Below are 26385 nucleotides of genomic sequence, written 5' to 3' on the forward strand. Positions count from 1 at the left end.
TCCCGCTGGGGTGGGACAGGAGGCGACGCCGCGATGGACTCACTGGACGCGCGCATGGAGCGGCTGGAAGGCCGGCTCCGCAGGTGGCAGGGCCTCACGCTCGCGGCCTTCGTGCTGGCGGGAGCGGGGCTGGGAACGGCGGCCCTGCGTGACGAGGCCTCGCCAACGCACACGGGAGAGCTGGTCGCCTCCCGCCTGGTGCTCAAGGACGCCCAGGGCCGCACACGGGCCAGCCTGGACGCGAACCGCCACGGCGGCGCGGCGCTGGTACTGAACGACAGCCAGGGCCGTCCCAGGGCCCTGCTGGGCGTGGGCGAGGACGACTCGCCCCGGCTGCGCTTCTCCACGGCGGAGGGCGAGTCACTGGCGGAGCTGATGGTGTTCTCGGACGAAGCGCCGCGCCTGACGCTGTCCAAGTCCGGGGGCGCGGAGCTGTTCTCGGTGGGGCTCCAGGTGGACGGCTCGTCGCGGCTGGAGCTGGCGGACGTAACGGGACGGCCCCGGGCCATCCTGGGCGCGGACGAGGAGGGCTCGCCCGGCCTGCTGCTGGTGGACCGGCGCGGCCAGCCCCGCGTGGAGCTGCGCGTGGGCAGCTCCGACGAGGCGAGCCTCGTGCTGGAGGGCCGCAACGGACAGGTGTTCCGAGCGCCCGGCGTGCAGTGACGCCGCGTCATCCAGTTCCGCGAGCAGCGATGTCAGGACTGATTTCCGGCCGCGTCTCTCCTGGGCAAGAAAGGAGTGTGATGCCCATGACGAAGCGCGACGAGCCAAACCCGCTACCTACCACCGACATGGAGCCCACTCCGGACAGCCTGGACCTGGCCATCGCCTCGTACCGCGGCAGTCCCCCCGGCACCTGACCCACGCCGCCACCCGGTAACCCCGGGACGGGCATGGACAGAGGCCGGGCTCCCGAGGGGGGACCCGGCCTCAGTCATGTCCGGGTCCTCCCTCGAGGGCACAACACCCATCGGGATGTAGCTCAGTCTGGTCAAGAGCGTGTGCCTCGGGCGCACAAGGTCGCTGGTTCGAATCCAGTCATCCCGACTTCCCTTCAAAGACAAACCCCGCCGGGGTAGCCCAACTTGGTAGAGGCGCCGCGCTCAGAACGCGGAGGTTGCGGGTTCGAATCCCGCCTTCGGCACTGTTTTACGCCATGATTACGGTTGGTTAGCAGCGCCTTCCAGCCGTGTCGCACGTATGTCGCATGCCTGAGCAAGCGGACGGTCCAGGACGTTGACCGCCTCTCTCCGGCTATCGGGGCTCAGGTGGGCATAGCGCATCGTCATTTCGATCGTTGAGTGCCCCATCAGCTCCTGAATCGCCTTCAGCGGAACCGCTCGCATGGCGAGGTGACTCCCGTAGGTGTGCCGCAGGTCGTGCCAGCCGATTTGGCCACGCTCGCGGGTGATGACTGCCACCCGGAGGGCCCGACGAAGCGGCCCGGCCATCCTGCTTGCGGTGAGGGGTTGTCCATCCTCTTGGCAGAACACGAAACGCCCCCGCAGGTGCCGGTGAGCCTTGAGGGCCTCCACTACGGACCCGGGCAGTTCGACAGAGCGTTCGCGTCCGCCCTTCGGCAAGCCCTCCACCCCGCGCCAGATAGTTCGGCGGACGTGGAGCAGGCTGCGCGGCAGGTCCAGGTCGCTCCACTGGAGCCCGATCAGCTCCCCTTGCCGCAGCCCCGCCTTGAGGGCGACGAGCAGCGCGGGACGCCACTCCAGGTCAGCGGCGGCGACAAACCTATCGGCCTCCTCAAAGGTCAGGAAGTCGAAGGGGGGCTTCGGCAGCCTCCCGAAGAGCCTCACACGCGGCGCCTGCGGGATGACCCGCTGCTCTTCCGCGAGCGCAAGCAACTTCTGGAGCACGGTCAGAACGTTGTTGAGAGTCTTCAAGCTCAAGGGCTTGGGCTCCACGTCCTTCCGCTTCCGGATTGCCGATACTGTGGGGGTTTCCTTTCGGGCATGAGCTGCCGACTTCTTCTTGCGCATGAGCGCTTTGAAGTCCTCGATCTCAGCCGGCCCGATACTCGCGAGCGACATCCCCCCAAAGAACGGAATCAAGTGGTCCTTGAGGATCTGACGCTTGCTGACGGCAGTGGAGTGTTTGTTGTTGTTCTCGCTGAAGGTGAGGAAACGCGGGGTGAAATCCGCCAGCGTGATAGGGCTTTCCTCGCCGCACTTCTCCTTTCCGAAAGTTCCGTTGAGCAGGGCGTTGCGCAGCTCGCGTTCGTATTGCTCAGCGCCGCGACGTGTCTGCACGGGCGAGAACTTCACGACCCGTTGCTTCCGTCCGTCCGTGTGCTGAAACACGAAGTCCACTTGCCAAGCCTCCTCTGACTTCCCTTCCCTGGTCTTCCACTTCCGCAACCTGACGCTCATCGTCGCTTCCTGTCGTCAGAATCGCGGCCCTTACCCACGGAAGACCCTACCAAGGCAGCACGGCGGATCCGCAGCGATTTCCCCACGCGAACAACCCCCGGCACTTGCCCCAGCCGGATCGACTCATAGAGCGTCTTCCGGTTCACGCGCAGGAGACCTGCGGCTTCGTCGACGGTGAGGAACTTGGGCAGATTCACCGGCTTGGCTTGCGTCGGAGTGGGTTCAGTCATGCCCCTTCCCCCGCCTTTCTGGGCCAACCGGCGACTCGAGCCGCGCCCTCGATCCGGTCGGCCGTTCCGAGCGAGTCGATTTGCAGCTCGCGGAGAATCATCAGGCACGCGGCGGCGTGTGCCAGGTGCGAAAGCCCGGTCTCGGGAGCGGCGTCCTCGCTGCGAGCGAAGGCGAGCGTGTGCCGCAACGCCGCGCCGACGTAGCGACGCCAGTTCGTTCCGCGTCGGTAGTCTTTCGGCGTCGTATTTCTCCGCGCCGTAGGTGAACGCGAGGGCGCTCTCTTCCAGCAGCCGCACCGGCACAAGCTGCCTGAGAGCGCGCCGCGCTTGCCTGGCGTGTATCGATGCTCGATTTCGACTTCGGAGCAGAACACGAGCCGTTCGAGCGCTTCACGAACGCGCAGCTCGTTGCAGCCGAGCGCGCTCGTAAGTTCGGCCGCGGTCATGGGGGCGTCACGAGTCGCGAGCAGCTCACGACCCCGAACGGCGTAGCTGCCGGCGATGTCGGGAAGCGATGAGACAGGTCGGGGCGAAGAGTGCACGTCGCCCTAAATGGGTGCGGATTCTGGTGTTGGCCCGACCGGCACGACGGCACCGCGAAGCGACGGTGTCACGTCAATCCGTCAATCCTCCAGATCTATAAACCCCTAGAGAAAGTTGATGTAGGAGTAGGGAATAGGAAGAGGTGAGCGCCTGTGAGGTGCGCGCGTTTAGGGATTTTCGCCAACGCGGTTTTGACACCCTCCACTCTTGACGCTCGCTCGTGCCGATAGCGGGGGCGCGAGCATGAGCCACGGCACCAGTGGTACCGCGAGGGAGTGTCACGTCAACGCGTCAAATCTCTAGTCTCATAACCCCATAGAAAAAGTTGATGTAGGAGTAGGGAATAGGAAGAGGTGAGCGCCTGTGAGGTGCGCGCGTTTAGGGGTTTTCGCCGATGCGATTTTGACGCCGCCGCGCATGACGACTGCTCGTGCCGATAGCGGGGGGCGAGCATCAGCCACGGCACCAGCGGCACCGCTAGGAGGTGTCACGTCAAAGCGTCAGATCTCTATTACTAAAACCCCTTAGCTAAAAGGTGGTGTAGGAGTAGAGATAAGGGAGAGGTGAGCGCCTGTGAGGTGCGCGCGTTTAGGGGTTTTCGGGGGCTCGACGTTGACGTGCCGCCGTTGACGCTCGCTTGGCACGACGGCAGGTTCGCGAGCGCGACTGACCATTCGGCTGAGCCACTCACGCTGAACCGCACTTATTTAGATCCTGGGCGCAATGTTTCTCAGTGTTCGGGTTTGGCGCGAGCCCATCGCCGCCCACGGGCGAGGTATCGAGAAGCGTTCGCTCGGAGCTAGACGACGTCGGCCGTGACGGGCCGCTTTCTGGAGTTTTGACCCGATGAGGCTTCACGACTCGGCGCCCCCAAGTGCCGATGCCGCACTGAGCAACGCGACACACTCAGTCTCCACCCGAGCAGAGCGACAAGCTGCCCTTGTGTCGCGGATTATGCTCGCACGTAGAACGAGCGACGTGCTGACCGAACGGCTGCTGTTTGCTGTTCTGCTCGTATCTGCCCGTCTTGTGATCAAGCAAGTCGTCAAGCTCGCGTGGCGCTTCGCAGGCTCGCCGTCTCCCGAAGACCTTGAACTGATCGCTGCGTTCGTAGTTCTTCGCGCGTTTGGGAAGTACGACCCCACGAGGGGCGGGCAGTCGTTCGGCGAAGTGGCTTACTTCCGCGCCGGGACAGCCTGCGAGCAGTTCGCGCGGATGAACGCGAGCGACGTTCACCTGAGCGACGGAGCACACAAGGGGCGCACGGTTGGGGGGAGCTTGGCGAGCGCCCCGCGATCCGTGTCGAGAGCACTGACGCAACGACGCCGAAAGCCGACCGCGTGACGGGCAAGACGTGGCTTTGGCAGGAAGTTGAGGTTTCTCTTCGGGGGCTCGGCAGCAAGGATGCCGACGACGAGAACCCCGAGCTGATGCTACTCGCCGCCGAGCGCCGGGCCCTTGTCCTCGAAGCCGTGCGCTACTTAGCGCCCGACCGGCGCGAGCTGGTCTCTCGCGTGTTCGGCATCAACCGGCCGGCGCAGTCCGTGCGTTCCGTGGCGGAAACCTGGGGAGCGCCGAAGAATCGAGTCGACCGGATGCTCGTGCATGCGTTGGCCGACCTGCGCCTGATGCTCGTCGAGCGTGGGCGCTGAGCTGCCCACCCTGACTGCCAAGAGACGCGCGCCGTGTGCTCGCTATCCATTAAGCCGGGCGAGGTCATCACCTACGAGCGAACGGTCGGGGCAAGGCACTTGGCTTGTTCAGACCGCGAGGCAGCTCGACGGCGCAACCTGTACGCGATGCCCTGCGAGCTATGCGGCGTGCGCCTGCTACGTGGGCAGGGCGAGCTGCTTGTCGACGAGTGCCTGACGGATGGCGGTGCGTGGCGCCGCCGCTGGCGGGCGAGGTGTGTCGACGTGCAGGCATGCCACTCACGGATCAAGTCCCATGAATAGCGGTTTGCACGCTCAGTCGTCCTCACCCATGTCCGATAGGTGTGGCACCCACTCTGGTCTGAATCCAGCCAGCGCAGATGTGAGGTCAAAAGCAGGACCCCAGATCTGGCTCTGCTCAGCAATGGGCCTCTTCCAGAAAGACTCGACTTGGTCATCGGTGAAGTGAGGCCATAGCTGCCTGTTCTCGACTAGGTGCGAAAAGCAGTGCCGCGCGAGTGCCTCTGCCGCAATCGAATAGCGACATGCGCGGAGCTGGGACTCACGAGAGGGCAGGACATCCAACCCCTTCTCAGGGTCGTTGAAGTGCTCAATGTTGCTGCGGATGGCATACAACTGGAGGCAAAGATCCTGATAATCTGGTCCTGCCAGCAGGACGCTCCTCTTCTTGAACTCGTGGCGGTCTCGCACCCGGGTCACCCCGTCCAGGGCGCGCACGAACTGGTGGATGCGCTCGCCCAAGTCGTTCTCAGTGAATGCGAGAAGGAATGTACTTATGGCAAGCTGCATCCGGCGCATGCCGGGCATCGCGAGGAGTTCCTGCAAATTGAACGCGAGATTCTTTGCCCGGCGAAGGTGCGCCTCAGTGACGGCCTTAGGCATCATGCCCAATACACGGACGTGGCGATGCAGCTCGGCAATCTGCCGAACGTCGGGACCGTCCCCACTGTTGGCACCTGTCAAATGCGTTCCAGCGCCCTCCAAAGCCAAGCGGTCGGACGCAAGCAGGCCCCAATATAAGTTTCCTGCCTTCCGCATCAGTTCCAGATTCTGCCCGTCAAGCACGGCGGGGTGCTCGGACTTGGTCTTGATAATCAGGAACAGGCTGGATTTTTCAATATCCTCAGCTCGCATTGAGCCGAGCCACTTCTTCCAGTGCCCGGGCAGTTCAAAGGAACCCTCAGGATGCGCGGAGATTCCAGATCCCAGGTCTACAGGAGACTGGATGTCCGTGTCTGCATTGAGAGCGATGAGGGCGTACTTCTCTCCGACGTCTACTGGGAAGTTCATGGAGGCACCTAAGTACCTAGACGTCGGTTGTGTCCAGGCCTGACAGATACCCTTCCAGGTGAGTGCAGCGGCCAGACACACCGCACCCGCTGTCGGTCGTGCGTAGGTGTGCGTGTGTAGGGGTGGGCGCTGCTTGCCGCTTCCCCCCCGGCTCGGACTTTCCGGCAGGGACGGATCTAGACCTTGCTCGGAGCGCGCACACGCTCGAAAAATTTCGAGAAAAAACGCGCGGCCCTGTGGCGATCTTCTCATGGAAGAGGCGTGATCCTGAACGCATCGCCCGCTGCGGCTACACCCGTGCGCGCCCCATCGAGTTTTGAGGCTCCCAAGGCGATGATTTTAGGGAAAACCTCCACCGCGCCGAGCTTGCTCCCCCAGCAACCGACAGAAAAACTTCGCGAAACCGCACCCATTTAGCTTGGGTGGCGCGACCGACTAAGCGCGCTGAGCAGTGCTTCGCCGTCCGAGGTCACGCAATGGGAATGCTCAACAGGGTGCGCGCCGCGCTGAGCGGCAGCAAGCGCAAGGGGACCGGCTTGGAGCTGAGCCGATGGACTTCGGCCCCGCCACGTCGCGAGGTGCCCGCGCTGCTCGCGGCGTATGCCGAAATGCCGTGGCTCGGGACGATCGTCGACACGGTCGGTGACGCCTTCGCTGGCGTGACGTGGCGTGCCTTCCAGCGGCGAGACCCCACGACTCGAAAGGCGCTCGTCGACGTGTCGCTTCGCCGGTCTTGTGGCGACGAGCGCCGCGAGCGGTTGAAGGCACTCGTCGACGTGGCGGGCGCGGTCGAGCTGCCCGACCATCCACTGCTGCGGCTGCTCGCGGACCCCAACGACTACATGACGGGTCGCGACTTCGCGAAGCTGTTCTGTACGCACTACGACCTGACGGGCGAGTTCTTCGCGGTCGTCGAGGAACTCGCGGGCGTGCCGGTCGGCCTATGGCCGGTGCCGCCCGATTGCGTGCTGATGCTGCCCGACCTGAGCAAGCCGCAGGCTGAGCGCACCTTCACGGTCACGGCTGGCGGTCGCATGTTCACGATTCCGACCGCGAACGTCGTCTACGTGAAGCGCCTGAACCCGGCTGACCCACTCGGGCGTGGCATCGGGATCGCCTATGCGCTCGGCGACGAGGTCGACACCGACGAGCACGCCGCGCGCTACACGAAGAACGCTTTTTACAACAACATGCTGCCGGGCGCGGTCATCGCGATCGAGGGCTTCAACGAATCGCAGGCAGGCCCCGCGAAGGCATTCAAGGAATCGCTAGCACGGGAGTATGGCGGGCCGGCGAACGCGGGCCGGGTGATGATCACGAGCGGCAAGACGACGTTTGCCCGGCTCGACACGCCCTTTCGTGACATGCAGCTCGTCGACCTCCGCCGATTCCTCATGGACTTCGTGCGGATGGTCTATCGCGTGCCGCCCGAGATCGTCGGCGACGTGACGAGCAGTAACAGGGCGACGAGCTTCGCTGCACGCGAGCACCTGGCAGAGCAGGCGACGAAGCCGCGAGCCGAGGTGTTTCTCGCCGCAATCCAGAAGCACCTTGCACCCCGCTTCGACGACGAAGTGATCCTTTCCTACGACTCACCCGTGCCCGCCGATCGCGAGCACCGGCTGCGTGTGATGGGTACGCTTCCAAGCGCGTTCACCTTCGACGAGTGGCGCACCGAAGCCGGGTTCAAGCCCCACCCCGAGCGTCACGGTTTCGCCGAGCTGTTGCCCGGACAGAAACCAAACGAGCCGCAGGCGACCCCGACGCCAGCCGCGGGCAGCTCAGCCGAAGCGAACGCCGAAGCCATCAGCGGCGACTGAGCCACGCGCGAAATCCGCACCCATTTACCGGGTGCGATGCCAAACCCGCTCACACGCTCTCTTCAGCTCGCCGCCGTTCGGAAGGATGCGACCGCGCTGACCGCCGTCGAGGCCGGTAGCGATCGGCGCGTCTACACGTTCCGGGCGAGCGACGGCGACTTCGATCGCTACTCCGACCGGCTGAACGTCAGGGGTTGGAGGATCGACGGGTACAACGCGAACGGCGTCGTTCTCTTCAATCACGACGACGGCGCGCAGGCTGCACTCACGGGAGCTGAGCCGCCGCTTCCTATCGGCAAGGGGCGCGTCTACGTCGAGAACGACGCGCTGATGATCGACGTCGAATTCGACGACGAAGACGACTTCGCGCGCAAGGTCGAGCGCAAGGTCGCGAAGGGCATCCTCAACGCTGTCTCAGTCCGTTACCTAATGCTTCCGGGCCAGTATCGCGCGAACGATCGCGGCGGCTTCGATTGCGACGCTCAAGAGCTGCTCGAAGTCTCGGTCGTGACGATCCCGGGGAACGCTCGCGCTTTGCGCGCGAAGTCGCTCGACGGTGAAGGTGAAGACCTCGTCGAGCGTATCGCGAAGCGTGTCGTCGAGCTGCTCGAAGGGCGAGAGAACGACAAGCCTGACGCGAGCGACGAGCAGGGCAAAAAGCCAAACACTGGCGACGAGCCCGCCGCCCCGAACGAGAGCAAGCCCGATACGGGCGAGCCGCCGTCTGCCGATGCGCCAAAGACAGACGACGAGGACGACAAGGCGAAGGGTCTCGACGCCGCCCAAGCCGCGAAGGTCTTCATCGAGGCGTTCAAGGGCTACATCCGAGGGAGTGACAAGGAATGACTCGCAAGCAGATCGCGGAGATGGTGAAGGCGCTCGGCCCCGAGGTTGCGCGTGAGCTGATCGACGCGGCGGCCCGAAGCGCCCCCGGCCGCGTGGGTACGGACAGGGCGACGCGCGAGAGCAGCGTTTACGCGAGCGTCGCAAACTTCGGCGCGTTCACGAAGAGCGTCATCGCCTTGGGTCGCCGCACGAGTGCGACCGAGCTGCTCGACGCCGCGAAGCGCTTCGGCAATGCCGACGTGCAGAAGGCGGTTCAGCTCAGCAAGTTCGACTCGGCGGGCGTGCTCGTACCCATCCAGCAGAGCGGCGAAGTGATCGAGTTCCTGCGGCCCGACGCGGCCCTGCTCAAGCTCGGCGTGCGAACCCAGGCGTTTCGCGGCGAGCTGCACATGGGCACGCAGACGGGGACTTCGGTCTTCAAGTGGGTTGGCGAGGGGGAGACCGTCCCGAGGAGCGCGCCGAAGTACGGGAAGATCGTGCTCAAGGCGCACAAGGGCATGGTGCTGACGGACATCAGCAACGACCTGCTGCGCACGCCGGGGGTCGGTGACGCGGGCGTCGGAGAGGACATCCGCGCCACCGTGGCCCATGGTCTCGACGACGCCGGTTTCAACGGTGACGGCACGGGTGCCGCGCCGAAGGGGCTCTTCGTGCAGCTCGACCCCGCGCACACGTTCGCGAGCACAGGCACGACCGCTGCCGCCTACCTCGCCGACATCGACAAGGCGGTAGAGCTGCCGCTGACCGCTCACGTTCGCATGGGGACTGCGGCGTGGGTCATCCACCCGACGCGGGCAACCGCGCTGATGCAGCTCCAGGAGTCCGGCCTCTTCCTCTTCCGTGGGGAGATGCTCGACAAGGGGACGATTCGTGGCTTCCCGTTCGTGATGACCACGCGCGTACCCGTGTCGCGGATCACGTTCTCGTGCGACTGGCGTCAATTCCTCTACGGGATCGACGAGGATCTGATCCTCTCCGAGCACGATACCCGCGCCGAGCACGACGAGACGACCGTTCGCGCGATCGTGAAGGGCGACTTCAGGCTGCGCCAGCCGAAGGCGTTCAGCTCGATCACCTACTAACCCGACAGCGTGACACCGCGAAGGTCGCCGACGAGTGGGGAACCCCGGACCTAACCGTCGCCTTCGAGCACTCCCTCCGGCCTGGCATGCGCGCAAGGGCGGGCCGCGAGGGTAACTGTCGGGCGATCGCGGTCAGCGCGGGCCGCCCCCTGGACTCGGACTGGATGAAGGGCCGTCCGAGTGGCTGGGAAACGAGCTGCTTGGCGCGTACCTGCTGCCGACAAGGCATGTCGCTGCCTACAGCATGCCGCTTGTCAATGGGGCGTTCGTCTGAGGTGGAAATGTCTACCGATAGCCACGACTTCTAGCGAGCTTTTGAGGTTGTCAGATCCGATTGGTATGTGGCGGATCGCTGCTGATGCTGGCGGCTGAACCTGGGGGCCACATGAGAGCTTTCGTAATAGCCGTGCTGCTGCTGCTGACGGCCGGATGCGCTACGACTCGGGTCGTCAACCTCAACACGGGATACGGCAAGACAATCAGCTACACGCCCCTTGAGTCCGACCCTGTCGAGATAGGGCGGGATGCCTTCAAGCAAGCTGTCACGCAGCTTGTGCTCGACATGAAATTAGATGTCGCGTTCAAGGAAGTTGAACGGGATGACAGTCGCTCCCTGCTCGCGTCGAGTGGCGGAGTCGTTGACGGTGCGCAGGGGCGAGCTGTCCCGTCGGCCTACGAGCGAATCTGCCAGCGACAGGACGACCCCAACGGCTGCATGGGCATGTTGGCGGGTGGGCTTACGTTCGGGCCGATGGAACGCCGCATGATGGCGCTCTACTTCGCGCTCGATACTGTCTGGGAAGGCGTCGAGGATGCCATCCGAGACATGGTGAACGGGGCTGCTTTACGGGCCATGGTGACGACGATGATTGGGACGGCGCTTGTGATGCTCGTCGCGCCTGAGCCGATTACGAAGGTCATTGCAGTTGCGCTAACTGCATCGTTGATTGCCTATCTCGGCACAGGTCCGGTGTGGAATCTCGGGCGGGGGTTCCTGCGCCTTATGGACGAATCGAGGGACGCCGCGAACGTTTCGGAGCTGGAACGCGCTGGGCATCGCTTCGGAAAGATCCTTGGGGACAACGGCGCTCGGGTGCTCGTGATCGTCGCCCTGTCGGCGCTCGGCGGTAAGAACGCGATGGCGGCTCAGGGGCCGAGAATGCCGGGCTTCGCTCAGGCGGCGGTCAGGGCAGAGGCAGAAGGGGGCTTCGTGCTTGCTGGCGCGCTGTCGGGAGGGGTCCAGTCGATTTCGATCTCGGCTGCTGGGGTCCTCAACATTGCGCTTGCTCCGACTGCTGTTGCCGCGGTCGCAATGGGCCCCGGTGCTGGTGTGGGGACTCTACCTGCCGGGGGAGCTGGGGGCGGCATTCAGGGGGACCCAGATGGGGAGGTACACCACATTTGCACGGACAAGAACGAGGTTTCGTCCGCTTCAGGAGGGCCGTGGACACCTCTATTTGAGAATTTTTTTAAGCAAGCCGATATGAAGATGAGTGATCGTGCCAACCAAGTTCGTATCAGTGGGCACCAGGGACCACATCCCCGTGGGTATCATGAGGAGATCTTTCGGCGCCTCACGTTGGCAATGAAAGGATGCCGAGATGTTGCGCAGTGCCGGGGCAGCTTGACTAGGGAGTTAGGTCGGATTGCGCGGGACCTGACAACGGAGGGAAGTAAGCTGCGAATGCTAATTACGAAGGCTGCTGGGAACTAAGGCATGGTGAGACGCTACTTTGACTTGAAGATCGACGTGTACGTGAAGGGGCGTTGGTATCTCTCAGAACCAACAGACCTTTCGGGTCGACAGATTGACGACATCTGGCAATTTCTTGACGGAAGGAGAATTGCCGACCCAGGGCCCTTATCCATACCGCTTTCCAGACCCGGCAAGGCGCTCGATATCGACTTTGCCGGCGCAGGTCAGGCTCCAATCGTGAATGCGTTGGTTGCGAGAGTATTTCGTGATTTGGCACCCAACGACGTGCAGCTCTTTCCCGTGAAAATTGAGGGGCAGGCCGAGCCTTTTTTCCTCCTGAACATTGCGCGCACGGTTCGAGCCATTGACGACGCGGCATGCGAAGAAGCTCGACGGTGGGCACCGGAAGATGATGAGCCTGAAAAGGTTGGTCAATACCATGTCGTCTCCGGTCTTCGCATAGACAAGGCGAAGGTTGAATCTGAGCGTGTATTTCGTTTATGGGGATGGCCCCTGCCAATCGTCGTCGACGAAGAAATCAAGGAAGCGCTGGAGCGGGTTGGCGCCTCGGGTGCTCGTTTCGACGAGGTCTAAACCGTCCCCCATAGTTGCTGAACATGCCCCGACGCCGCTCACAGTCGCGTCGGAGCGTTCTGCTTGCAGGAGGGGCTCTCCTCTGGGGCGAGCTGGATAGTTAGGGACCGTTGTCCGTGATCCTGGGGTAAAACGTCCCACTGCGCGCGTGTCCGCGATGGTAGCCTTCCCCCTCGGGAGGTCATGCACCATTGCTCCAACCGTTCAGATTGGCCCTTGCGCTCGCGCTCGTCTCGGGAGCTGCTGCGGGGGCTGAGCCGGCATCGGGGGCGCGCGTTGACCGTAAGCGCCCCGTCACCGTCGCCAGCACGCCCACCGAACCGCTGCCCGTCGTCCACGTTGCGGGGGACACGCCGACGCTGTTCCTGTTCTCCTCGCCGATCCAACGGAAGACCCTGACCTTCGACGAGTCCCGGATTCGCGTCCTGGATGCCGGCGAACGGTCGATCGTCGTTCAGCCCGTGGCCAATCTCGGCGACGGCGAGCGTCAGGAGATCGGGGTCTTCTTCGCCGACGGCCGAGCGCCAGCACGGGCCGCCTTCGTGCTCGTGACCGACCCTGCCGAAGTGGACTCGCGGATCGACGTGCAGCGCCCCACGTCGCCGAACGAGACCTGTCCGACGGACGCTCACGCCCCGGTGCCGAAGCCCGAAGACTTCGTGTTGCTTGGTTTCGTAGACGGGCAAGGCGTCACAACCTCTAGCATCAAAGGCAAGAAGGACTTTGCTCAGGGCTTCGCGTCAGTCAATCCAACTTCCTATCGGGGCAAGGGTTGGATTCTGGTGGACGTAGGAATCTGGAATGAATCCGATCGGCCAGCCTGGACACCACGAGAGGCGACGTTCACGGGGCGTGTCGGCATGCCTTTTCGGGGACGGATCGTGACAGACAGGAAGGGTGCGATCCCACCTGGAGAGATTGGGCGCGTGCTCGCGGTCGCCGAAATTCAAGAGTCGGACGCAAGCCTTGTTTTCACCCTGGAATTGCGGGGGGATGGGGGCCGCAGTTTGACGATTCCTGACGTGCGCTTTCCGAAGCATGGGACAGGGGGCACTCCATGACGCCGACGCCGACGGGGGCGCCGCCCGACACCCTCATTGACGGATGGCAGGTTTCCAGGGAACTCGGCAACGGTGGCTTTGCCCGCGTCTTCCTCGGAGAGAAGAACAGCAAGCGCGGTGCGATCAAGGTGGCGCGTCACCGGGAAGTGAGCGGCGATCTCAAGCAGACCCATGCCCGGACCTTGCGCGAGTTGACGGCTCTTCTCATGCTGGATCACCCGAACATCGTCCGCCCGCAGGGGCATGGCTACACGGCGACCGGCAACGTGTACCTTGCGCTTGACTACGTGGACGGCTGGACGCTCGCAGAGTGGGCAGAGCGAAAACACCCCACGATTCGTGAGTTCCTGAGCGTCTTTGAAAAGATTGCCGGTGCGCTGTCTTACATGCACAGTCGGGGCGTGCTGCATCGGGATTTGAAGTTGCTCAATGTCCTGATCCGCAAGAGTGACGGCGAGCCTGTCATTATCGATTTTAGCTGCGCGACCTACGCCCTTGCAGAAGACATGACGAATGGGGGCCTGCCTCCCGGCACGGACCGCTACCGCGCACCAGAACAGTTCCAATTCCTGCGCGAGCACAAGGACGAGCACCGGGCCCGCTATGCCTTCCAGGTCGCCGACGAGATTTTCGCCGTTGGCGTCATGCTGCATGAGTTGCTGACAGATCCGCGACCGACAGAGTTCCGCCCGCGCTTCGCCCTGAACAGCCAACAATTCGAGCCGCCGCCGCCCCGACTCGCGAACGCTCGTGTTCCCGAGGTGCTGAGCGATCTCGTCGAAAGCCTCCTGGATCGGGACCCTTCACGGCGCCCGGTCGACACGGAAGCACTTCGTCGCGAGTTCGCGGATCTCCGGGCCGACCCAATCGCCGACTACGACGTGCCGGCGCATCCGCCATCGGAACAGCATCCGTCCGAGCCCGACACACGGGGGCCACTCGGAGCGCCGCTCCCTATCGGCCCCGCCCCCCTCAAGTTGCACGTCGCCCTGATGAAGCGCCCGCACAAACCGGCAAGGTGGCTCGTGGCCGCTGCGGGTGTCGTCGCGCTCGTCGTGGCTGCGGCCCTCTGGGGCCCATCAGCCGAGAGTCCCGCCCCGCCTCCCGAGCCCCGCGTCGCGGCAAGCCCGCGCCCTCCCAAGGCTCCCCATTCCACGCCGCCCATGGCAGCCCCTCCTGCTATGTCACCTCCTGGCCCGTCGCCCGTGACAGCCCCTGGGCCGGCAATCGCCGCTGTTCCGAAGGAAGGATCCGCTTTGAAGAACCCCGCCCCCGAAGTCCTGACCCAAGGACGCACGCCCCGCATGCCGAAGAAGTTCGTTGCTGCCGCTGAGTGCGCATCGCTATCGCTCGTCGCGGCGCTGGCGGCGGGTTGTCCGGGCGCCCAGATCCGGCCCGAGTCCTTCACCTGCCCGGCTGGGGCGAAAGAGGCCATGCGGGAGAATCTCCACTGGACGGGCGGCGACCGATTCGCGCTCCTCCTCGACGACCGCTATGGGCACGAAGACGTCTGGTTCACGGCTGGCGCGGAGGTGGTGGGGATCGTCCCGAAGGGCATGAACATCAGGCGGCAGCGGGAGGTCGCCCCTGTCGGAACACGCTTCTACGGGAGGGCTTACTACCTGTCCGACAAGATGGGCCGCGCTGACGGGCCGGCGCTCGTCATCCGGTATGAACGCGTGAAGCTCCCGGGGCAGGACGAGCAACCTGTTTGCTTCGTGGTTGAGGCGACGGCCGAAGCGTTCAAGGACGGCAAGGTGAAGGCGTTCAACTTGGACGGCGGAGGCGTCGTGGACCGCTGGCCCTGAGCGCCTCGCGAGTGACATACCGGGTAGGTGCTCGATTTCGGCCGCCCTCTCGCTGGATGCCATAGGACCTATCAGGGTAGTTTCCCCGGAGCCCATCCCACGGGTAATCTGCTCCGCGCAACGCGTTGGCTTCGGTGCCAGCGCGAGCAAGTGGAGGCACGAGCATGCCGGCAATCGAGTTCAAGGTTCCCCGAGGGGCGATTCTCTTCACGACAGGCGGCTTTCGGTACGAGTTCCGCGAAGACCTGGGCGAAGCGCACCACGGGCTGAGCCTCTTCGTCGCGCGGCGCCGGACGCTGGAGGGGAACCACCCCCGGGGGAAGGTGCTGCTCAAGGCGGTTGGCCCCCAGACGGGCCACGAGGGGGCGCGCATCAAGCGGGCAAGGGTAAGGCTCGAAGAGCAGGTGCGTCTTGCGACCTTCCTCAACCATCCGGGGCTCCTTCGCGTCCACGGGATGCACAAGGCGGAAGGGTGCTGGTACGTCATCACCGATCATCCGTCAGGGCACAGCGTGAGCGACATGCTGACGCTCGCTGCGGAGTGCGGGCGCCGGTTCTCGCCCCTGTTCGCGCTGTACGTGGGTGCGAAGGTGGCTGCGGCCCTTGAGCACGCCCACGAGGCCACGGACGGCGAGGGGAAGCCCCTCAACATCGTTCACCGGGCCGTCGACGTGGGGACCATCTTCGTTGACTGGAAGGGCGGCGTGCAGGTTGCCGACTTCGGACTCGCCCTGTCGGACTTGCCTGGGCGCGTTTCATCCACGGTGCGCCGTCCGCTGGGGGATGCGTTCTACTCTTCCCCCGAAATGCTTCTGACCGGGCGTGTGGATGCACGTTCGGACCTCTTCGCGCTCGGCGTCGTCATGCTCGAAATCGCGACGGGGAGGAACCTTCTCGACGCTCCGGACGACCTGACCGAAGAGGTGAAGGGCTCGCTGTCGGTCAGGCAGCGCGTGCGCGTCCGGCGTGCCATCCGACGAGCCCGCCTCGCGAACAGTCACCCCATGGTTGAAGACGTGATCTGGCGCGCGGCGACCTACTCGCAGGCGGACCTGGACGCGTTGATGGAGAACCTCCCGCAGGGGTTGCGGGTGACGTTGGGCCGGCTTCTTCAACCGAAGCCCGCTGACCGCTACCAGTCGGCGCGCGAGCTGGCGTCGGACCTTCGCCGATGGCTGGGGGAAGGCGAAGTCTACGGCCCCGACGAAGCGGAAGCCGAGTTGCTCATGCTCATGAAGCTGGCCGGCGAGGCGCTGACCGATCTGGGCATTCGGCGTCCCCAAGGCTTTGAGGCGTCCCAGGACGAAATCAGCACGAACTAGCAGGGCGTCCAGGTGCCACCCCTTACGGCCCGAGGGGTGGCGCCATGACCGCGAGGCCCGCGTCCGACATGTCCGGCCTGGACGAGCCCCAGCGCTTACCGCGAAACTCTCGTCGACGTGGCCCGCCTGGACGTGGCGTGCTTCAGCTGACGGCCTTTCCGACTAGGCCGCCTGCGCCAAAGCCCAGCATCCCACCGACCAGCGCGAAGGGTGCAAGCGGGGTGAGCAGGAGGACGGCCGTTGTCCCTGCTCCGCCGACTACAGCGCCAACGAGCATATTCTTATTCTTTTTTGCGACGGGGATGCTCACCCCTGCCGCATTGATGTCGACGGTGCTCCGCTTTTCCTTGGTGATGTTCGGCATCTTCAATTCCTTGTGTCACCTCTTCTTCGCTCTATTGCGAATCTTAGAGGGCAACGAGTAAGGAGAAGGACCAAGCGAAAATTCCTTAGCTGAGCGCACGTTCGGCCGTGTGCTGAGCGAGGGGCCGTCTGAAAGGCTGTGAAGTTTTTCGTTGAGTCGGCCCGTAGCGGACCAGTGTCCAGCCTCGACGCTCGCCACGAGACCTCAGCACTCACCACTTCCGCCATGTTGCACGTATGTCGCATGAGCCTGCGGAATGGTCTGGAACGGGGCGGGACACCAGGGGACGCGGCGGGATATCGAACCTAAGTCGTTCCGGGCGGTTACGAGGTAAGGGCGCGATTCTGTTGGGAGTTTCGCACCGCCCGGTGCGGGTTCGATTCCCGCCTTCGGCACACGCATGGGCAGTCAGCTTCTGCACGTTCAGCTGGCCCCCAGGTCGTACCCGCGCGTTTTAAAGCATTGATTCGCGGGGTCCTCGTCTCCTCTGACGTGCGGGCACTTCATTCCAGCCCGCGCCGTGATGACGCGCGCGCCATTCCGGAGCGCCAGCGTTTCGAGGGGGACGAGACTTGAACCGAGGCATGCACGTCCGAACCGCTTTCCTCCTGGTGTCCCTGGGAGTGTTGTCCATTGCCTGCGGGGGCTCCACCCCGCCGCCTCCGGCACCTCCCCCGCCACCCGAGAATCTGCGCCCGGTGGCCCGTGCGGGCTCCTCCCAGGAGGGGGTGGTGGACCAGGCCGTGGAGCTGGACGGCAGCGCGAGCAGCGACCCGGAGGGACAGCCGCTCAGCCATGCGTGGACCGTCGTCGCCGCCCCGTCCGGCAGCAAGGCCGCGCTCTCCCAGCAGTCCTCCGCGAAGCCGTCCTTCACCCCTGACCTGGAGGGCGGCTACGTCCTCAGGCTGGTGGTCAGCGACGGTACGCACGAGTCCGAGCCGGCCTTCCTCACGCTCTCCGTGCGGAGCGCCGCACCTACCGCGCGCCCGGGCACGTCTCGCGCCGTGCTCAGCCGCAAGCCCGTGACGCTGGATGGCAGCGCGAGCTCGTCCTCGACGGGCGAGCCCGTCACCTTCGCCTGGTCCTTCGCGTCGGTGCCCGAGGGCAGCGCCGCCACGCTGCGGGATGACACCGCGATGAAGCCCACCTTCATCCCCGACCAGGACGGCGACTACGTCGTCAGGCTCGTCGTCAGCGACGGGAAGCGCGCCTCCGCGCCGGCACTCGTCAAGGTGACGGCAGAGAACCGGGCGCCGGTGGCGGACGCCGGTGCCGACCGCGTGGGCATCGTCGGCACGTCCGCGACCGTGCGGGGAAAGGGACAGGACGAGAATGACGACACCCTGACCTTTGTCTGGACACTCAGCCGCAAGCCCACGGGCAGCACCGCCACCCTGCGGCAGGCCAATACCCAGACGCCGTCCCTCACGCTGGACGTCGAAGGCAGCTACGAGCTGTCACTCGTGGTGGAGGACGGCCGGGCCGCGAGCCTCGCGGATGCGGTGGTCATCACCGCCCAGCGCCCCTCCGTCCACAAACTCAGCCATCGCGTCATCGACGCCGAGTACAGCAAGGCGCTCGACCGGGTGGTGATGGTCGCCACCAACCCCAACGCCCTCTACCTCTATGACCCGTCCACGCAGACGGAGACCTCGGTCGCCCTGCCCTCGACTCCCACCGCCGTCAGCGTGGGACCGGACGGCCTGTTCGCGGCGGTGGGGCATGACGCGAACATCTCCTATGTCGACCTCTCCGCGCCGCGGCTGGTGAAGACGGTTCCCGTCACCGCCGATGTCTTCGACGTCGTCCTCGCCGGGAATGGCTTCGCATATGTCTTTCCGCGCACGGACCAGTGGGTGTCCATCCATTGCATCGACCTGGCCTCCGGTGTGGAGACGCTGAGCAGTTTCTGGTCAATCCGTGCCGGCACCCGGGCGCGCCTGAATCCCAGCGGGACGGCCGTCTACGGCGCGAACAACGGCCTGTCGCCGGACGACATCGAAAGGTATGACATCAGCGGCGGCACCGCGCAGGTGCGCTACGACTCGCCCTACCACGGCGACTATTCCATGTGCGGGAACCTGTGGTTCTCCGAGGACGGAGCCCGCATCTTCACCGCCTGCGGCAACACCTTCCGCGCCTCCGACGCCAGGAACGAGGACATGACGTACGCGGGCGCGCTCCCCGACCCGGTGTTCATCGGTCATCTGACCCACTCCACCGCGGCCGACCGCATCGCGCTGGTCCAGGGAAGTTCCTGGAGTAGCACGGGGGGGAAGGAGGTCCGGCTCTACCACCCGGACTTCCTCGGCTTCGACCAGAGCATTCCGTTGCCGCGCTTCCTGGTGAATGGCTCCTCGCACGACAGCTTCGGCCGCTTCGTCTTCTACTCCGCGGCGGGCGACAGGCTCATCACGGTGGTGCAGGCCGATCCGAACGCCGGCCTGCTGAACGACTACGGCGTCGTCACCTTCTGACCGCCGCGCACGGCTCCTTGCTCAAGGCGAATCCTCGGCAGGGCGCTCGGGGGTCAACTTCCACAGCTGCCCCGAGTCATTGCAGCCTGTCTTGCCGAGGATGGGGATGTTGTTGGCCCGGCTGTCATTGACGATGTCCAATGACAGCGCGTCCCCCTGCGCCTGGGTCGTCAGCCGGTAGCTGCCGTTGGGCTCCGGGACCAGCTTCCATCGCTGCTCCGGAACCGGCGCCGATTTGACGAGGAGCGGGCGATTGCCGGCGGTGTTGGCCAGGGACAGGGTGGTTCCACGCCACTGGGTCGTCAGCCGGTAGAAGCCGTCGGCCTCCGGCGTCAGCTTCCACAGCTGCCCCGAGTACCGGCCCGTCCTGGCGAGGATGGGCGTGTTGGCCTTGTCGTCCCCGAGAATGTCCAGCGACATGCCATCGCCCTGCCACAGGGTCGTCAGCCGGTAGTAGCAGCGGGCATCGACGGGGGCGGCCCCCGGCGGCGGGGTGGGCGCCGTGGGCGGGGTCGGTGCCGGAGTCGTGGGCAACTTCCACAGCTGCTGGAGCAACACGAGCATGTCCGGGTCATGCCGGGCCAGCTCTTCCCGTGTGAAGGGATAGAAGTCGTTGCGGCCGAAGAGCGCCTCCGAGTTCTCCGCGAAGTACTCCCCCACGTCGGTCATGGCATAGGCAGACTCGAAGGTGTTGGGCCGCTCGGCACTGCGCCAGCGCTCCACGCAGTCGTAGCTCCTGCTTGCCTTCGCGCGGTAATAGGCAGCCGCGAGGGCGGCGTGCTCCCAGCCGAGCACCTGGTCATGATAGGCGTGGCTGAGCTCGTGGAGCACGAACAAGGGCATCCGCTTGGATTCCTTCTCGAAGATGAGGACGTTCGCGAACTCGATGCTCTTCAACATCGCCAGGTTGTGACCGTTCTGGCGCAGCAAGTAGTCGCCCGCGTGGTACCAGGCCACCTCCGGCTCGTTGGGATAGGGCGGCGACATCCACAGCGTCACCTTGCGCAGCTGAGCCACGGGGCCCGAGGGAATGAGCCGGACGACCTCCTTGAGTTGCGCCGCCAGGAGCACCAGGGCCTTGTCCGTCAGGGGCTTGTTCGCCCCCGCCAGCAGGCGTTCATCGATGCGAACCGTCCACCCCTCCAAGGTCTGGGTCTTGTAGGTGGGAGCAGGGCTGGCCGAGGAGGCGACGCTCGCGAATGCCAGGGTGGCCAGCAGGAGCCATTTCGGAGAGGGCATGCCACATCGTACTCTCCGTGCGACAAGCGGCGCACCGCCTTCGGCACACGCATGGGCAGTCAGCTTTCGCAGGGTCCTCGTCCCCCCTGACGCCAGGAACGAGGACATGACGTACGCGGGCGCGCCCCGACGGGGTGTTCATCGGGCATCAGACCCACTCCACCGCGGTCGACCCGGACCTCCTCGGCTTCGACCAGAGCATCCCATTGCCGCGATTCCTGGTGCGGACTTCCAGTCGACCATCAGTGCCTCGAGAGGCAGACTCATCTGCCATGGGAATGTGGCTGAACGTGGCCTTCATTCAGTGTCCGGATGTTGCCCGGGTAGAGAGAGAGCTCTCACGCTTGTTGGTGGAAGGAGGGCGGCGACTGACCACACCCAAGCCGCGCACCCGGGAACGGCACGACCGCATGCAGTACGGGCTGGGTGACGAGGTACAGCGCTGGGGTCTGGCGGGTTTTCACGGCGCCCGTGGATGGACCGTCTTGCGCACCGCACCTTTCGAACTCCTGATGCAGGGCACCCCGCCGCTGCTCGCACGCCTCTCCTCGCGATTGGGCGTGCCCGCCTTTCAGTACAACATCTATGACAGCACCCCTGAGTTCCTGATGGAGGTGGATGCAGACGGACGCGTCGAACTCTCGGGCTTCGTCGGCCAAGATGTAACGCGCTATTGGAACAGCGAACCGCCGATGGAGCGTTTGCAGACACGGTTTCGTATCATCAATCCATCCGCAGTGGCCGCATGGGCGGAGTCGGCCATTCCGGAGGCACGTGTTACCGGATGGCTTTACCGCTCTCACGCAAACTCTCCTCTGACGGAATTCGACAAGCTTTGGGGGTCACAGCGGGCGGATCTCGTGCGATGGCTCGGCCAACTGGGCACCCGAATCGACCCTGAGAGCCATGAGTGGCGGATACATCCCGCGCACATCATTCGCCGGCTCGCTCAAGCTGGCAGTGCGCATCTTCCCGCGGAAGAGTGCGTAGAGCCGGCAATCAAGACCGTATTTGGCGGGCCGAACGCCAGGCACTGCGACAACCTCTTTCTCGTGGAGACACTCGTCCCCCATGCCCCCATGCCTGTCGATGGATTCGTGTTGTACGCCGAAGCGAGCAGCAAGTAGACGTGGGCACTTCATGACCACTGGTGTGCTCCGGGCCAAGCTGCCGCGTCCCGGCACATTCTCGATATTCTAGTTATTCTTGGATGCTGGCATACTTCACATGCGGCCAGGATTACCCCGCAGCTCGCTGGCTCGCCTGAAAGGACGTGACCATGCGACTCCGCGCCTGCGCCGCACTCCTGCTCTTCCTCTCGGCTTGCGCCACGTCGGCACCGGGCCCGGCAGAGCGCGCGTCCCGGAACCCGAGGGTGGTCAATCTCCAGCGTGCGGCGGGGCTGCCGTGGACTGACGGGGGACGGTGCGTCGTCCGTGAGGCTTCGCAGCCTTGGCCCTTGCTGGTGGAGAAGTGCTAGCGGACCCTCGACCATGACCGGCTCGAGTTCCACGACACCACGGGAAGATGCACGGTCGCGTCCGCTGACGCCGCTGCCGTGGGAATCGGGTTCTGCGTGCTGGCGGCTCCTGAGATTGCCGTGGGAGCCGTGATCGCGCTTGGCGTGGTGGTGGTCGGCGTCGCCATCCAGGAAGCGCTGGACGCATATGAACTCCGCCACGCCTATCCCGAGGAAGCAGGAACTTCACGAGGAACGAAGGTGGCCTCCCAGGAGGCCGAAGCCCAACGCAACCCCAAGCTGAAGCCCGAGCCAACGGGGCAGGACTGGCAGCCTACAGTGCCGCCTGTGCCCGTGGACCGGACAGGACGTGCCAGTTGCGAACCTGTTCCAGTGCCCCACGCGGGCGAGGACGACCCACACAATGAATGTGCCGACGAATTCCCACCCAACCGTTATCCCGGGATGGACGTGCTCGTTGGCGGTGTGCGCTTCGATGCGCTGCAAGTTGGCGTGCGCGTGCTGTGGGAGATCAAGACCCATCGGTTTGACACATACAGTTCCTTTATCCAGAGGACGGAAATCGAGAAGGAGCTCAAGCAACTGCTCGAAGAGCGCAGGATAGCGCAAGCCTGTGGATATGAATTCGTCATTGGCGTAAGCACTCAAGCACACAAAGATGCGCTCCAGCAACGAAACCGGACTTTCAAAATCGTTGTTACGGGATGCAAGAGATGACTACCCGAAGCTCGCTCATTCTCAACGCCTATGCGTCCGAGCTTGTAGATAAAGACGAGCGTACAATCGCTGCCGTCCATGGCTTGGAACGTGCGCTACCTGGATTGCGCCTTGAGTCGGGGGTTACTGAGGCGCGAAAAATTGCAATATTGCCACGGCGCGACGAATGGCTTGCCAAGGCAACGACCCGGAGGGAGTTTCCTTTGGTATGCAATGGCGACGAAAGGTTCCCGGTGATGATCAGCGGGCTGCTGACCCCAGCCGCCCAATCGCCAGCCCGCCAGCCGTTACTTGATGTCCAAGCGGAGTTGCCACTGGTTCCGGCCGTGATCACAGTAGCGGCCAATGTAATTGAAGCTGTCGCCGACGGCGTGCGTGCATTCTGGGGGCATGCAACGCCAGAGGGGGCTGCGCTGGATATCAGCTATCAGACTGCCCCCACTCTGCAAGGGCCGCCGGCCCCGCGCCGGAGCCTGCCAGCCCTCAAGCTCTTCGAGCACATCCGCTCGCCTGAGATTCCCTATTACCTCGGGTGGCTGAACTACTGGTCCGCCGCTGCCGCGAAGGCTATCGGATTCCCGGACCCGACCCGTGACGCTGAGCTTCTTTCACGGGCGCGGCGCACGGCATCCGGTGGCTGGGGCGTGCAGCTCACCGACGCGCCGCTCGATCTGGACAACTCCGCTCACTTGGACACGCTCAAGCGGACCTATGAGCGCTTTCCGGAGATCGGCGGGCGCGCGGCGCCTTGACCCAAGCACGCCGCTCCGAGCCCCGCATCCGGCACATCAGGACAGCGGCTCGACGTACACTTCCGCAGATCCGCTGTCCATCGCACGGCTCAGAGGCCGTCCGTGAGGTTGAGCTGGTGCTTGTCGGCCGCCACGTTGGTCTGGAAGAAGTTCGAGAAGGACCTGCAAGCGTTCGGCACGTCCGGGGCCGAGCTGTCGCACGACGGCTCATCGCTCCTCGGCAGGAGGATCGCTAGGACCTCCCACTTGCCCGGCGGATCCGCGAGATCCAACGTCAATGACGAGGCCTCGTGGGCGGCATCGTGGCAATCCGTCCATTCACCGGGCTGGGGGTTCAGGCCTCCACGGGCGACCCACGCGCCGTTGTCCACGCGGGTGAAGACGTTGAACGCGCGGCCACTCGGAGGACCAAAGGCATCGTTGACGTGCGTGCAGTTGAACATCTGGACGAAGCGGGCCTGGTTCGCGGAGCTGCCGCTCCCACTCGCCCCATTGCTGTTCGGGAAGAAGCAGCCCGTGAGCGTGAACACCACTGCCGCCAAGGACATCATCTGTTTCGTTCGCATGCGCAGCCCATGAGCAACCGGGATGCCAACCCCGAAGCAGACGTACGGCCGTCACAGACCGGCAAGCCTTGCATGGATGGCGCTGTCTCAGCCCTCCCACGCGGAGAGGCGGGTGAAGTCCTCGGCGGTGTAGCGGCCTGTCTCCAGGCCATTGGTCACCCAGGCGCCCACGACGTTCACGGTCTCCGGCGTGGTCCACAACCGGTCTCCCGGCACGCGGTCGAACATGAAGTTGTGATTGTGCGCGTGCGCTGTTCTCCGCTTCGCGCCTCAGGGGCAACGCCAGGGCCGCGAACTGCTTGCGCGAACGCTCCAGCAACGCACGCGCCGGCTCCGAGCCGGCCCACCACGCCGGACCGTCCTGCAGGCAGCGCTCCCCACCAGAAGCGCGGTCAGCGCGAGGGCTCTCATGGGAATAGACTACCCGCCCATGATCAAGCTCTACCAGTTCCACCCTTCCGGCAATTGCTACAAGGTCCGTCTGCTGCTGCATCAGCTCGCGATTCCCTTCGAGACGCGGGAGGTGGACCTCTCCGCGGGACAGGCGCGCACGCCGGAGTTCAAGGCGATGAACCCCATTGCCAAGACGCCCACCGTGGAGCTGGAGCCCGGGGTCTTCCTCGCCGAGTCCAATGCCATCCTCTGGTACTTCGCCGAGGGCACGCCCTTCATCCCCACCGACCGGCTGGAGCGGGCGCGGATGCTCCAGTGGATGTTCTTCGAGCAGTACAGCCACGAGCCCTACGTCGCCGTGGCCCGGGCGTGGCTCGCCTTCTTCGGCGTCCCCGCCGGCAAGGAGAAGGAGCTGGAGGAGCGCATCCAGAAGGGCTACGCCGCGCTCGACGTCATGGAGGGTGAATTGAGCAAGCGGCCCTTCTTCGCGGGCCAGAACTACAGCCTCGCGGACATCTCGCTGTATGCGTACACGCACGTGGCGGAGGAGGGCCGCTTCGACCTGGGCCGCTACCCCGCCATCCGCGCCTGGTTCGAGCGGGTGCGGGCCCAGCCCCGCCACCTGCGCATCACCGACGTCACCCAGGCGCCGTAGGGCTCACGTCACGCCCAGGCAGCGTCAAAGCCGCCAGGTCAGGTCGGCGCCCACGAATGCCCGGGCCACCCGCCCCTCCAGGGGCACCGTGATGGACACGCCAGGCTGGAAGGCGAATGGCGGACTGTTCACGTGGACCGGGTCCGGTATGTACCGGAGCGAGGCCGCGGCGGAGTGATGGAACCTGCTCCGCGAGGCGCGCTCTCTGTACCGGGTTCCCGCCACCTCGAGCGTGGCGTTGAACCCGGTCAGGCTGTAGGCGACCCCCGCGCCCCATCGTGGGGAGAGCTGAAAGCCCCTGCCGAAGGAGTGATACCCATCCACTCCCGCGTCCAACCGGAACGAGCAGCGGATGCAGAAGAGCCTGCCCAGAAGGGATGCACCCAGCCTTCCACCCAGGGCTCCTGGCTGGAACAGCACGGCCTGGACCGGGCGCTGTGCCGCCACGCTCTCGTTGAGGCTCGCGCCCACCTCGTCCTCGTCCCCGGTGGGAAGGACCAGCCCTCCCTTGAGCACGAACCGGGTGCGTGTGCCTTCGTGCGCGCCCCCGGTGGAGCGTGTCCAGAACAGTCCCACGTCGAGGTTGCTCAGCGCCGAGGCCGACCTGGCACCGCCCATGTTCTTGGTCCCGGAGACGTCCGCGTACCACCCCAGGCGGGTCTCAGGAGAGCGGGAGAACAAGAGGTAGGAGAAGTCGGCGAAGGAGACGTCGAGCCGCACGGGGATCCCATCCCCCTTGCCATCGAACAGCAGGCTGGATGCGACGCTCGATTCCCTTCGACCCTCGGCATGCTCCAGCATGGAGAAGCGCGGTCCGTACTCGTCCTCACGATCGTCGGTATAGGAGGGCTGGATCAGCTCCAGTTCCTCCCGGGTGAGCCCCGTGGTGGCTGCCCACCGCGCCAGCAGCGGTGAGTTCATCTCCCGGATGAAGGCGTACTTGTACCCGGCGGCGATGGCTTCGGCGGCGGACCGGCCGAGGTCCTGCTCCAGCAGGTATCCCACCGCGCAGATACGTCCCCGCGAGTCGATGAAGGTGGGGCGCCGGGCATCGGGATGGCCGTCGTTCCGCGGGAACCGCCCCGCACGGACGTAGGCCTCCAGCCGCTCGAGCTGGCGTGTCCTGGCGGCGAGCACCGAGGCGGAGAGTCCGTCCGTGCGCCGCTGCCGCAGCAACGTCAGCACGTATTCGAGATGCACCCGGATGCGGAGGTCTTCGTCGTCCTGCGCCGTCGGAAGCCGGCCGAAGCGCGCCTGGAAGCTCGCATCCCCCAGGACGAGGTTGACGCCGTCGGTGTGCAGCGGCGCCGGAGCGGGAGGCGCTCCGCATGCGAACACACCGGTCATCAGGAGGACGACGGGGACAACCACACGCAGCGACACGGACATGGAGCGA

General features: G+C 64.9%; 25 protein-coding genes and 2 tRNA genes. 18 read left to right on the forward strand and 9 right to left on the reverse strand.

What is annotated here, in order from left to right; all coding sequences use genetic code 11:
• Window positions 1-33: 33 nt before the first annotated feature.
• From JYK02_RS14545 to JYK02_RS14555, 3 genes are all read left to right on the forward strand, one after another.
• Window positions 34-663, forward strand: coding sequence for a hypothetical protein (locus JYK02_RS14545; RefSeq protein WP_207051524.1), 630 nt, complete (start codon window positions 34-36; stop codon window positions 661-663).
• Between the two features lie 308 nt (window positions 664-971).
• Window positions 972-1047, forward strand: a tRNA-Pro gene (locus JYK02_RS14550).
• A gap of 22 nt (window positions 1048-1069) precedes the next feature.
• A tRNA-Leu gene (locus JYK02_RS14555) sits at window positions 1070-1144 on the forward strand.
• Window positions 1145-1160: 16 nt separating this feature from the next.
• On the opposite strand, the gene JYK02_RS14560 is transcribed toward JYK02_RS14555, so the two are convergent.
• From JYK02_RS14560 to JYK02_RS14570, 3 genes are read right to left on the reverse strand one after another with little or no spacing between them, the layout of a single operon-like run.
• A complete protein-coding gene (locus tag JYK02_RS14560; protein WP_207051525.1) occupies window positions 1161-2381 on the reverse strand; it encodes a tyrosine-type recombinase/integrase in 1221 nt (406 codons plus the stop codon).
• The gene (locus JYK02_RS14565; protein WP_207051526.1) at window positions 2378-2611 is read right to left on the reverse strand and encodes a helix-turn-helix domain-containing protein; all 234 of its coding nucleotides are present in this window, start codon (window positions 2609-2611) and stop codon (window positions 2378-2380) included. The genes JYK02_RS14560 and JYK02_RS14565 overlap by 4 nt, the downstream gene beginning before the upstream one ends.
• On the reverse strand, window positions 2608-3057 hold the full coding sequence (locus tag JYK02_RS14570) for a dATP/dGTP diphosphohydrolase domain-containing protein (protein WP_207051527.1): 450 nt from the start codon (window positions 3055-3057) through the stop codon (window positions 2608-2610). The genes JYK02_RS14565 and JYK02_RS14570 overlap by 4 nt, the downstream gene beginning before the upstream one ends.
• A 1075-nt stretch (window positions 3058-4132) precedes the next feature.
• On the opposite strand from JYK02_RS14570, the gene JYK02_RS39635 reads away from it, so the two are divergent.
• Window positions 4133-4498 carry a hypothetical protein gene (locus tag JYK02_RS39635; protein WP_242588745.1) on the forward strand — a complete coding sequence of 122 codons (366 nt, stop codon included), beginning with the start codon at window positions 4133-4135 and terminating at the stop codon, window positions 4496-4498.
• Entirely contained in the window at window positions 4495-4806 is a 312-nt protein-coding gene (locus JYK02_RS39640; RefSeq protein ID WP_242588746.1) for a hypothetical protein, read from the forward strand. The genes JYK02_RS39635 and JYK02_RS39640 overlap by 4 nt, the downstream gene beginning before the upstream one ends.
• Window positions 4807-5121: 315 nt before the next feature.
• Here JYK02_RS39640 and JYK02_RS14580 read toward each other — a convergent pair whose 3' ends face one another.
• On the reverse strand, window positions 5122-6117 hold the full coding sequence (locus tag JYK02_RS14580; RefSeq protein WP_207051528.1) for a hypothetical protein: 996 nt from the start codon (window positions 6115-6117) through the stop codon (window positions 5122-5124).
• Window positions 6118-6593: 476 nt separating this feature from the next.
• Here JYK02_RS14580 and JYK02_RS14585 point away from each other — a divergent pair, with 476 nt between their 5' ends.
• From JYK02_RS14585 to JYK02_RS14620, 8 genes are all read left to right on the forward strand, one after another.
• Complete coding sequence (locus JYK02_RS14585) at window positions 6594-7937, forward strand: phage portal protein (protein ID WP_207051529.1); 1344 nt, start codon at window positions 6594-6596, stop codon at window positions 7935-7937.
• Between the two features lie 36 nt (window positions 7938-7973).
• Complete coding sequence (locus JYK02_RS14590; RefSeq protein WP_207051530.1) at window positions 7974-8783, forward strand: HK97 family phage prohead protease; 810 nt, start codon at window positions 7974-7976, stop codon at window positions 8781-8783.
• The gene (locus JYK02_RS14595; RefSeq protein WP_207051531.1) at window positions 8780-9865 is read left to right on the forward strand and encodes a phage major capsid protein; all 1086 of its coding nucleotides are present in this window, start codon (window positions 8780-8782) and stop codon (window positions 9863-9865) included. Before JYK02_RS14590 ends, JYK02_RS14595 begins: the two co-directional genes overlap by 4 nt.
• Window positions 9866-10250: 385 nt before the next feature.
• The gene (locus JYK02_RS14600; RefSeq protein ID WP_207051532.1) at window positions 10251-11579 is read left to right on the forward strand and encodes an AHH domain-containing protein; all 1329 of its coding nucleotides are present in this window, start codon (window positions 10251-10253) and stop codon (window positions 11577-11579) included.
• A 24-nt stretch (window positions 11580-11603) separates the two neighbouring features.
• Entirely contained in the window at window positions 11604-12155 is a 552-nt protein-coding gene (locus tag JYK02_RS14605) for an imm11 family protein (RefSeq protein ID WP_347402497.1), read from the forward strand.
• A 191-nt stretch (window positions 12156-12346) separates the two neighbouring features.
• Window positions 12347-13216: a DUF2381 family protein gene (locus JYK02_RS14610; RefSeq protein ID WP_207051534.1), complete on the forward strand. Its 870-nt coding sequence runs from the start codon at window positions 12347-12349 to the stop codon at window positions 13214-13216.
• A complete protein-coding gene (locus tag JYK02_RS14615) occupies window positions 13213-15024 on the forward strand; it encodes a serine/threonine protein kinase (RefSeq protein ID WP_207051535.1) in 1812 nt (603 codons plus the stop codon). The genes JYK02_RS14610 and JYK02_RS14615 overlap by 4 nt, the downstream gene beginning before the upstream one ends.
• A 164-nt stretch (window positions 15025-15188) precedes the next feature.
• Complete coding sequence (locus JYK02_RS14620; RefSeq protein WP_207051536.1) at window positions 15189-16346, forward strand: serine/threonine protein kinase; 1158 nt, start codon at window positions 15189-15191, stop codon at window positions 16344-16346.
• Window positions 16347-16488: 142 nt separating this feature from the next.
• Here JYK02_RS14620 and JYK02_RS14625 read toward each other — a convergent pair whose 3' ends face one another.
• A complete protein-coding gene (locus JYK02_RS14625) occupies window positions 16489-16710 on the reverse strand; it encodes a hypothetical protein (protein ID WP_207051537.1) in 222 nt (73 codons plus the stop codon).
• A 584-nt stretch (window positions 16711-17294) separates the two neighbouring features.
• Between JYK02_RS14625 and JYK02_RS14630 the strand changes: the two genes are divergently transcribed.
• Complete coding sequence (locus JYK02_RS14630) at window positions 17295-19187, forward strand: PKD domain-containing protein (protein ID WP_242588747.1); 1893 nt, start codon at window positions 17295-17297, stop codon at window positions 19185-19187.
• 21 nt (window positions 19188-19208) lie between these two features.
• Here JYK02_RS14630 and JYK02_RS14635 read toward each other — a convergent pair whose 3' ends face one another.
• Window positions 19209-20426 (reverse strand): RICIN domain-containing protein, encoded by a 1218-nt coding sequence (locus JYK02_RS14635; RefSeq protein WP_207051539.1) that lies wholly within the window; start codon window positions 20424-20426, stop codon window positions 19209-19211.
• A 272-nt stretch (window positions 20427-20698) separates the two neighbouring features.
• On the opposite strand from JYK02_RS14635, the gene JYK02_RS14640 reads away from it, so the two are divergent.
• The 3 genes from JYK02_RS14640 (at window position 20699) to JYK02_RS14650 (ending at window position 23375) form a co-directional block, all read left to right on the forward strand.
• A complete protein-coding gene (locus tag JYK02_RS14640; RefSeq protein ID WP_207051540.1) occupies window positions 20699-21553 on the forward strand; it encodes a hypothetical protein in 855 nt (284 codons plus the stop codon).
• A gap of 473 nt (window positions 21554-22026) precedes the next feature.
• A complete protein-coding gene (locus JYK02_RS14645) occupies window positions 22027-22623 on the forward strand; it encodes a DUF6310 domain-containing protein (protein ID WP_347402498.1) in 597 nt (198 codons plus the stop codon).
• A complete protein-coding gene (locus tag JYK02_RS14650) occupies window positions 22620-23375 on the forward strand; it encodes a DUF5953 family protein (protein WP_207051541.1) in 756 nt (251 codons plus the stop codon). Before JYK02_RS14645 ends, JYK02_RS14650 begins: the two co-directional genes overlap by 4 nt.
• An 89-nt stretch (window positions 23376-23464) precedes the next feature.
• Here the strand turns inward: JYK02_RS14650 and JYK02_RS14655 are convergent, their stop codons facing one another.
• Window positions 23465-23941: a hypothetical protein gene (locus tag JYK02_RS14655; protein ID WP_207051542.1), complete on the reverse strand. Its 477-nt coding sequence runs from the start codon at window positions 23939-23941 to the stop codon at window positions 23465-23467.
• An 87-nt stretch (window positions 23942-24028) separates the two neighbouring features.
• Window positions 24029-24169 carry a hypothetical protein gene (locus JYK02_RS14660; RefSeq protein WP_207051543.1) on the reverse strand — a complete coding sequence of 47 codons (141 nt, stop codon included), beginning with the start codon at window positions 24167-24169 and terminating at the stop codon, window positions 24029-24031.
• Window positions 24170-24350: 181 nt separating this feature from the next.
• Here JYK02_RS14660 and JYK02_RS14665 point away from each other — a divergent pair, with 181 nt between their 5' ends.
• On the forward strand, window positions 24351-24989 hold the full coding sequence (locus JYK02_RS14665) for a glutathione S-transferase family protein (protein WP_242588748.1): 639 nt from the start codon (window positions 24351-24353) through the stop codon (window positions 24987-24989).
• A gap of 24 nt (window positions 24990-25013) precedes the next feature.
• Here the strand turns inward: JYK02_RS14665 and JYK02_RS14670 are convergent, their stop codons facing one another.
• On the reverse strand, window positions 25014-26378 hold the full coding sequence (locus tag JYK02_RS14670; RefSeq protein ID WP_207051544.1) for a hypothetical protein: 1365 nt from the start codon (window positions 26376-26378) through the stop codon (window positions 25014-25016).
• Between the last annotated feature and the right edge of the window lie 7 nt (window positions 26379-26385).

It is taken from the genome of Corallococcus macrosporus, from assembly GCF_017302985.1.
In the GTDB taxonomy this organism is placed as follows: Bacteria; Myxococcota; Myxococcia; order Myxococcales; family Myxococcaceae; genus Corallococcus; species Corallococcus macrosporus_A.

What these genes read in the sequence shown, in the direction of transcription:
- JYK02_RS14615 (WP_207051535.1), top strand. Translation starts at nt 13,213, where the DNA reads ATGACGCCGACGCCGACGGGGGCGCCGCCCGACACCCTCATTGACGGA.
- JYK02_RS14635 (WP_207051539.1), bottom strand. Translation starts at nt 20,426, where the DNA reads ATGCCCTCTCCGAAATGGCTCCTGCTGGCCACCCTGGCATTCGCGAGC.
- JYK02_RS14655 (WP_207051542.1), bottom strand. Translation starts at nt 23,941, where the DNA reads ATGCGAACGAAACAGATGATGTCCTTGGCGGCAGTGGTGTTCACGCTC.
- JYK02_RS14670 (WP_207051544.1), bottom strand. Translation starts at nt 26,378, where the DNA reads ATGTCCGTGTCGCTGCGTGTGGTTGTCCCCGTCGTCCTCCTGATGACC.
- JYK02_RS14620 (WP_207051536.1), top strand. Translation starts at nt 15,189, where the DNA reads ATGCCGGCAATCGAGTTCAAGGTTCCCCGAGGGGCGATTCTCTTCACG.
- JYK02_RS14545 (WP_207051524.1), top strand. Translation starts at nt 34, where the DNA reads ATGGACTCACTGGACGCGCGCATGGAGCGGCTGGAAGGCCGGCTCCGC.
- JYK02_RS14580 (WP_207051528.1), bottom strand. Translation starts at nt 6,117, where the DNA reads ATGAACTTCCCAGTAGACGTCGGAGAGAAGTACGCCCTCATCGCTCTC.
- JYK02_RS14590 (WP_207051530.1), top strand. Translation starts at nt 7,974, where the DNA reads ATGCCAAACCCGCTCACACGCTCTCTTCAGCTCGCCGCCGTTCGGAAG.
- JYK02_RS14650 (WP_207051541.1), top strand. Translation starts at nt 22,620, where the DNA reads ATGACTACCCGAAGCTCGCTCATTCTCAACGCCTATGCGTCCGAGCTT.
- JYK02_RS14625 (WP_207051537.1), bottom strand. Translation starts at nt 16,710, where the DNA reads ATGCCGAACATCACCAAGGAAAAGCGGAGCACCGTCGACATCAATGCG.
- JYK02_RS14630 (WP_242588747.1), top strand. Translation starts at nt 17,295, where the DNA reads ATGCACGTCCGAACCGCTTTCCTCCTGGTGTCCCTGGGAGTGTTGTCC.
- JYK02_RS14585 (WP_207051529.1), top strand. Translation starts at nt 6,594, where the DNA reads ATGGGAATGCTCAACAGGGTGCGCGCCGCGCTGAGCGGCAGCAAGCGC.
- JYK02_RS14640 (WP_207051540.1), top strand. Translation starts at nt 20,699, where the DNA reads ATGGGAATGTGGCTGAACGTGGCCTTCATTCAGTGTCCGGATGTTGCC.
- JYK02_RS14665 (WP_242588748.1), top strand. Translation starts at nt 24,351, where the DNA reads ATGGGAATAGACTACCCGCCCATGATCAAGCTCTACCAGTTCCACCCT.
- JYK02_RS14570 (WP_207051527.1), bottom strand. Translation starts at nt 3,057, where the DNA reads ATGACCGCGGCCGAACTTACGAGCGCGCTCGGCTGCAACGAGCTGCGC.
- JYK02_RS14660 (WP_207051543.1), bottom strand. Translation starts at nt 24,169, where the DNA reads ATGTTCGACCGCGTGCCGGGAGACCGGTTGTGGACCACGCCGGAGACC.
- JYK02_RS14600 (WP_207051532.1), top strand. Translation starts at nt 10,251, where the DNA reads ATGAGAGCTTTCGTAATAGCCGTGCTGCTGCTGCTGACGGCCGGATGC.
- JYK02_RS14565 (WP_207051526.1), bottom strand. Translation starts at nt 2,611, where the DNA reads ATGACTGAACCCACTCCGACGCAAGCCAAGCCGGTGAATCTGCCCAAG.
- JYK02_RS14595 (WP_207051531.1), top strand. Translation starts at nt 8,780, where the DNA reads ATGACTCGCAAGCAGATCGCGGAGATGGTGAAGGCGCTCGGCCCCGAG.
- JYK02_RS14560 (WP_207051525.1), bottom strand. Translation starts at nt 2,381, where the DNA reads ATGAGCGTCAGGTTGCGGAAGTGGAAGACCAGGGAAGGGAAGTCAGAG.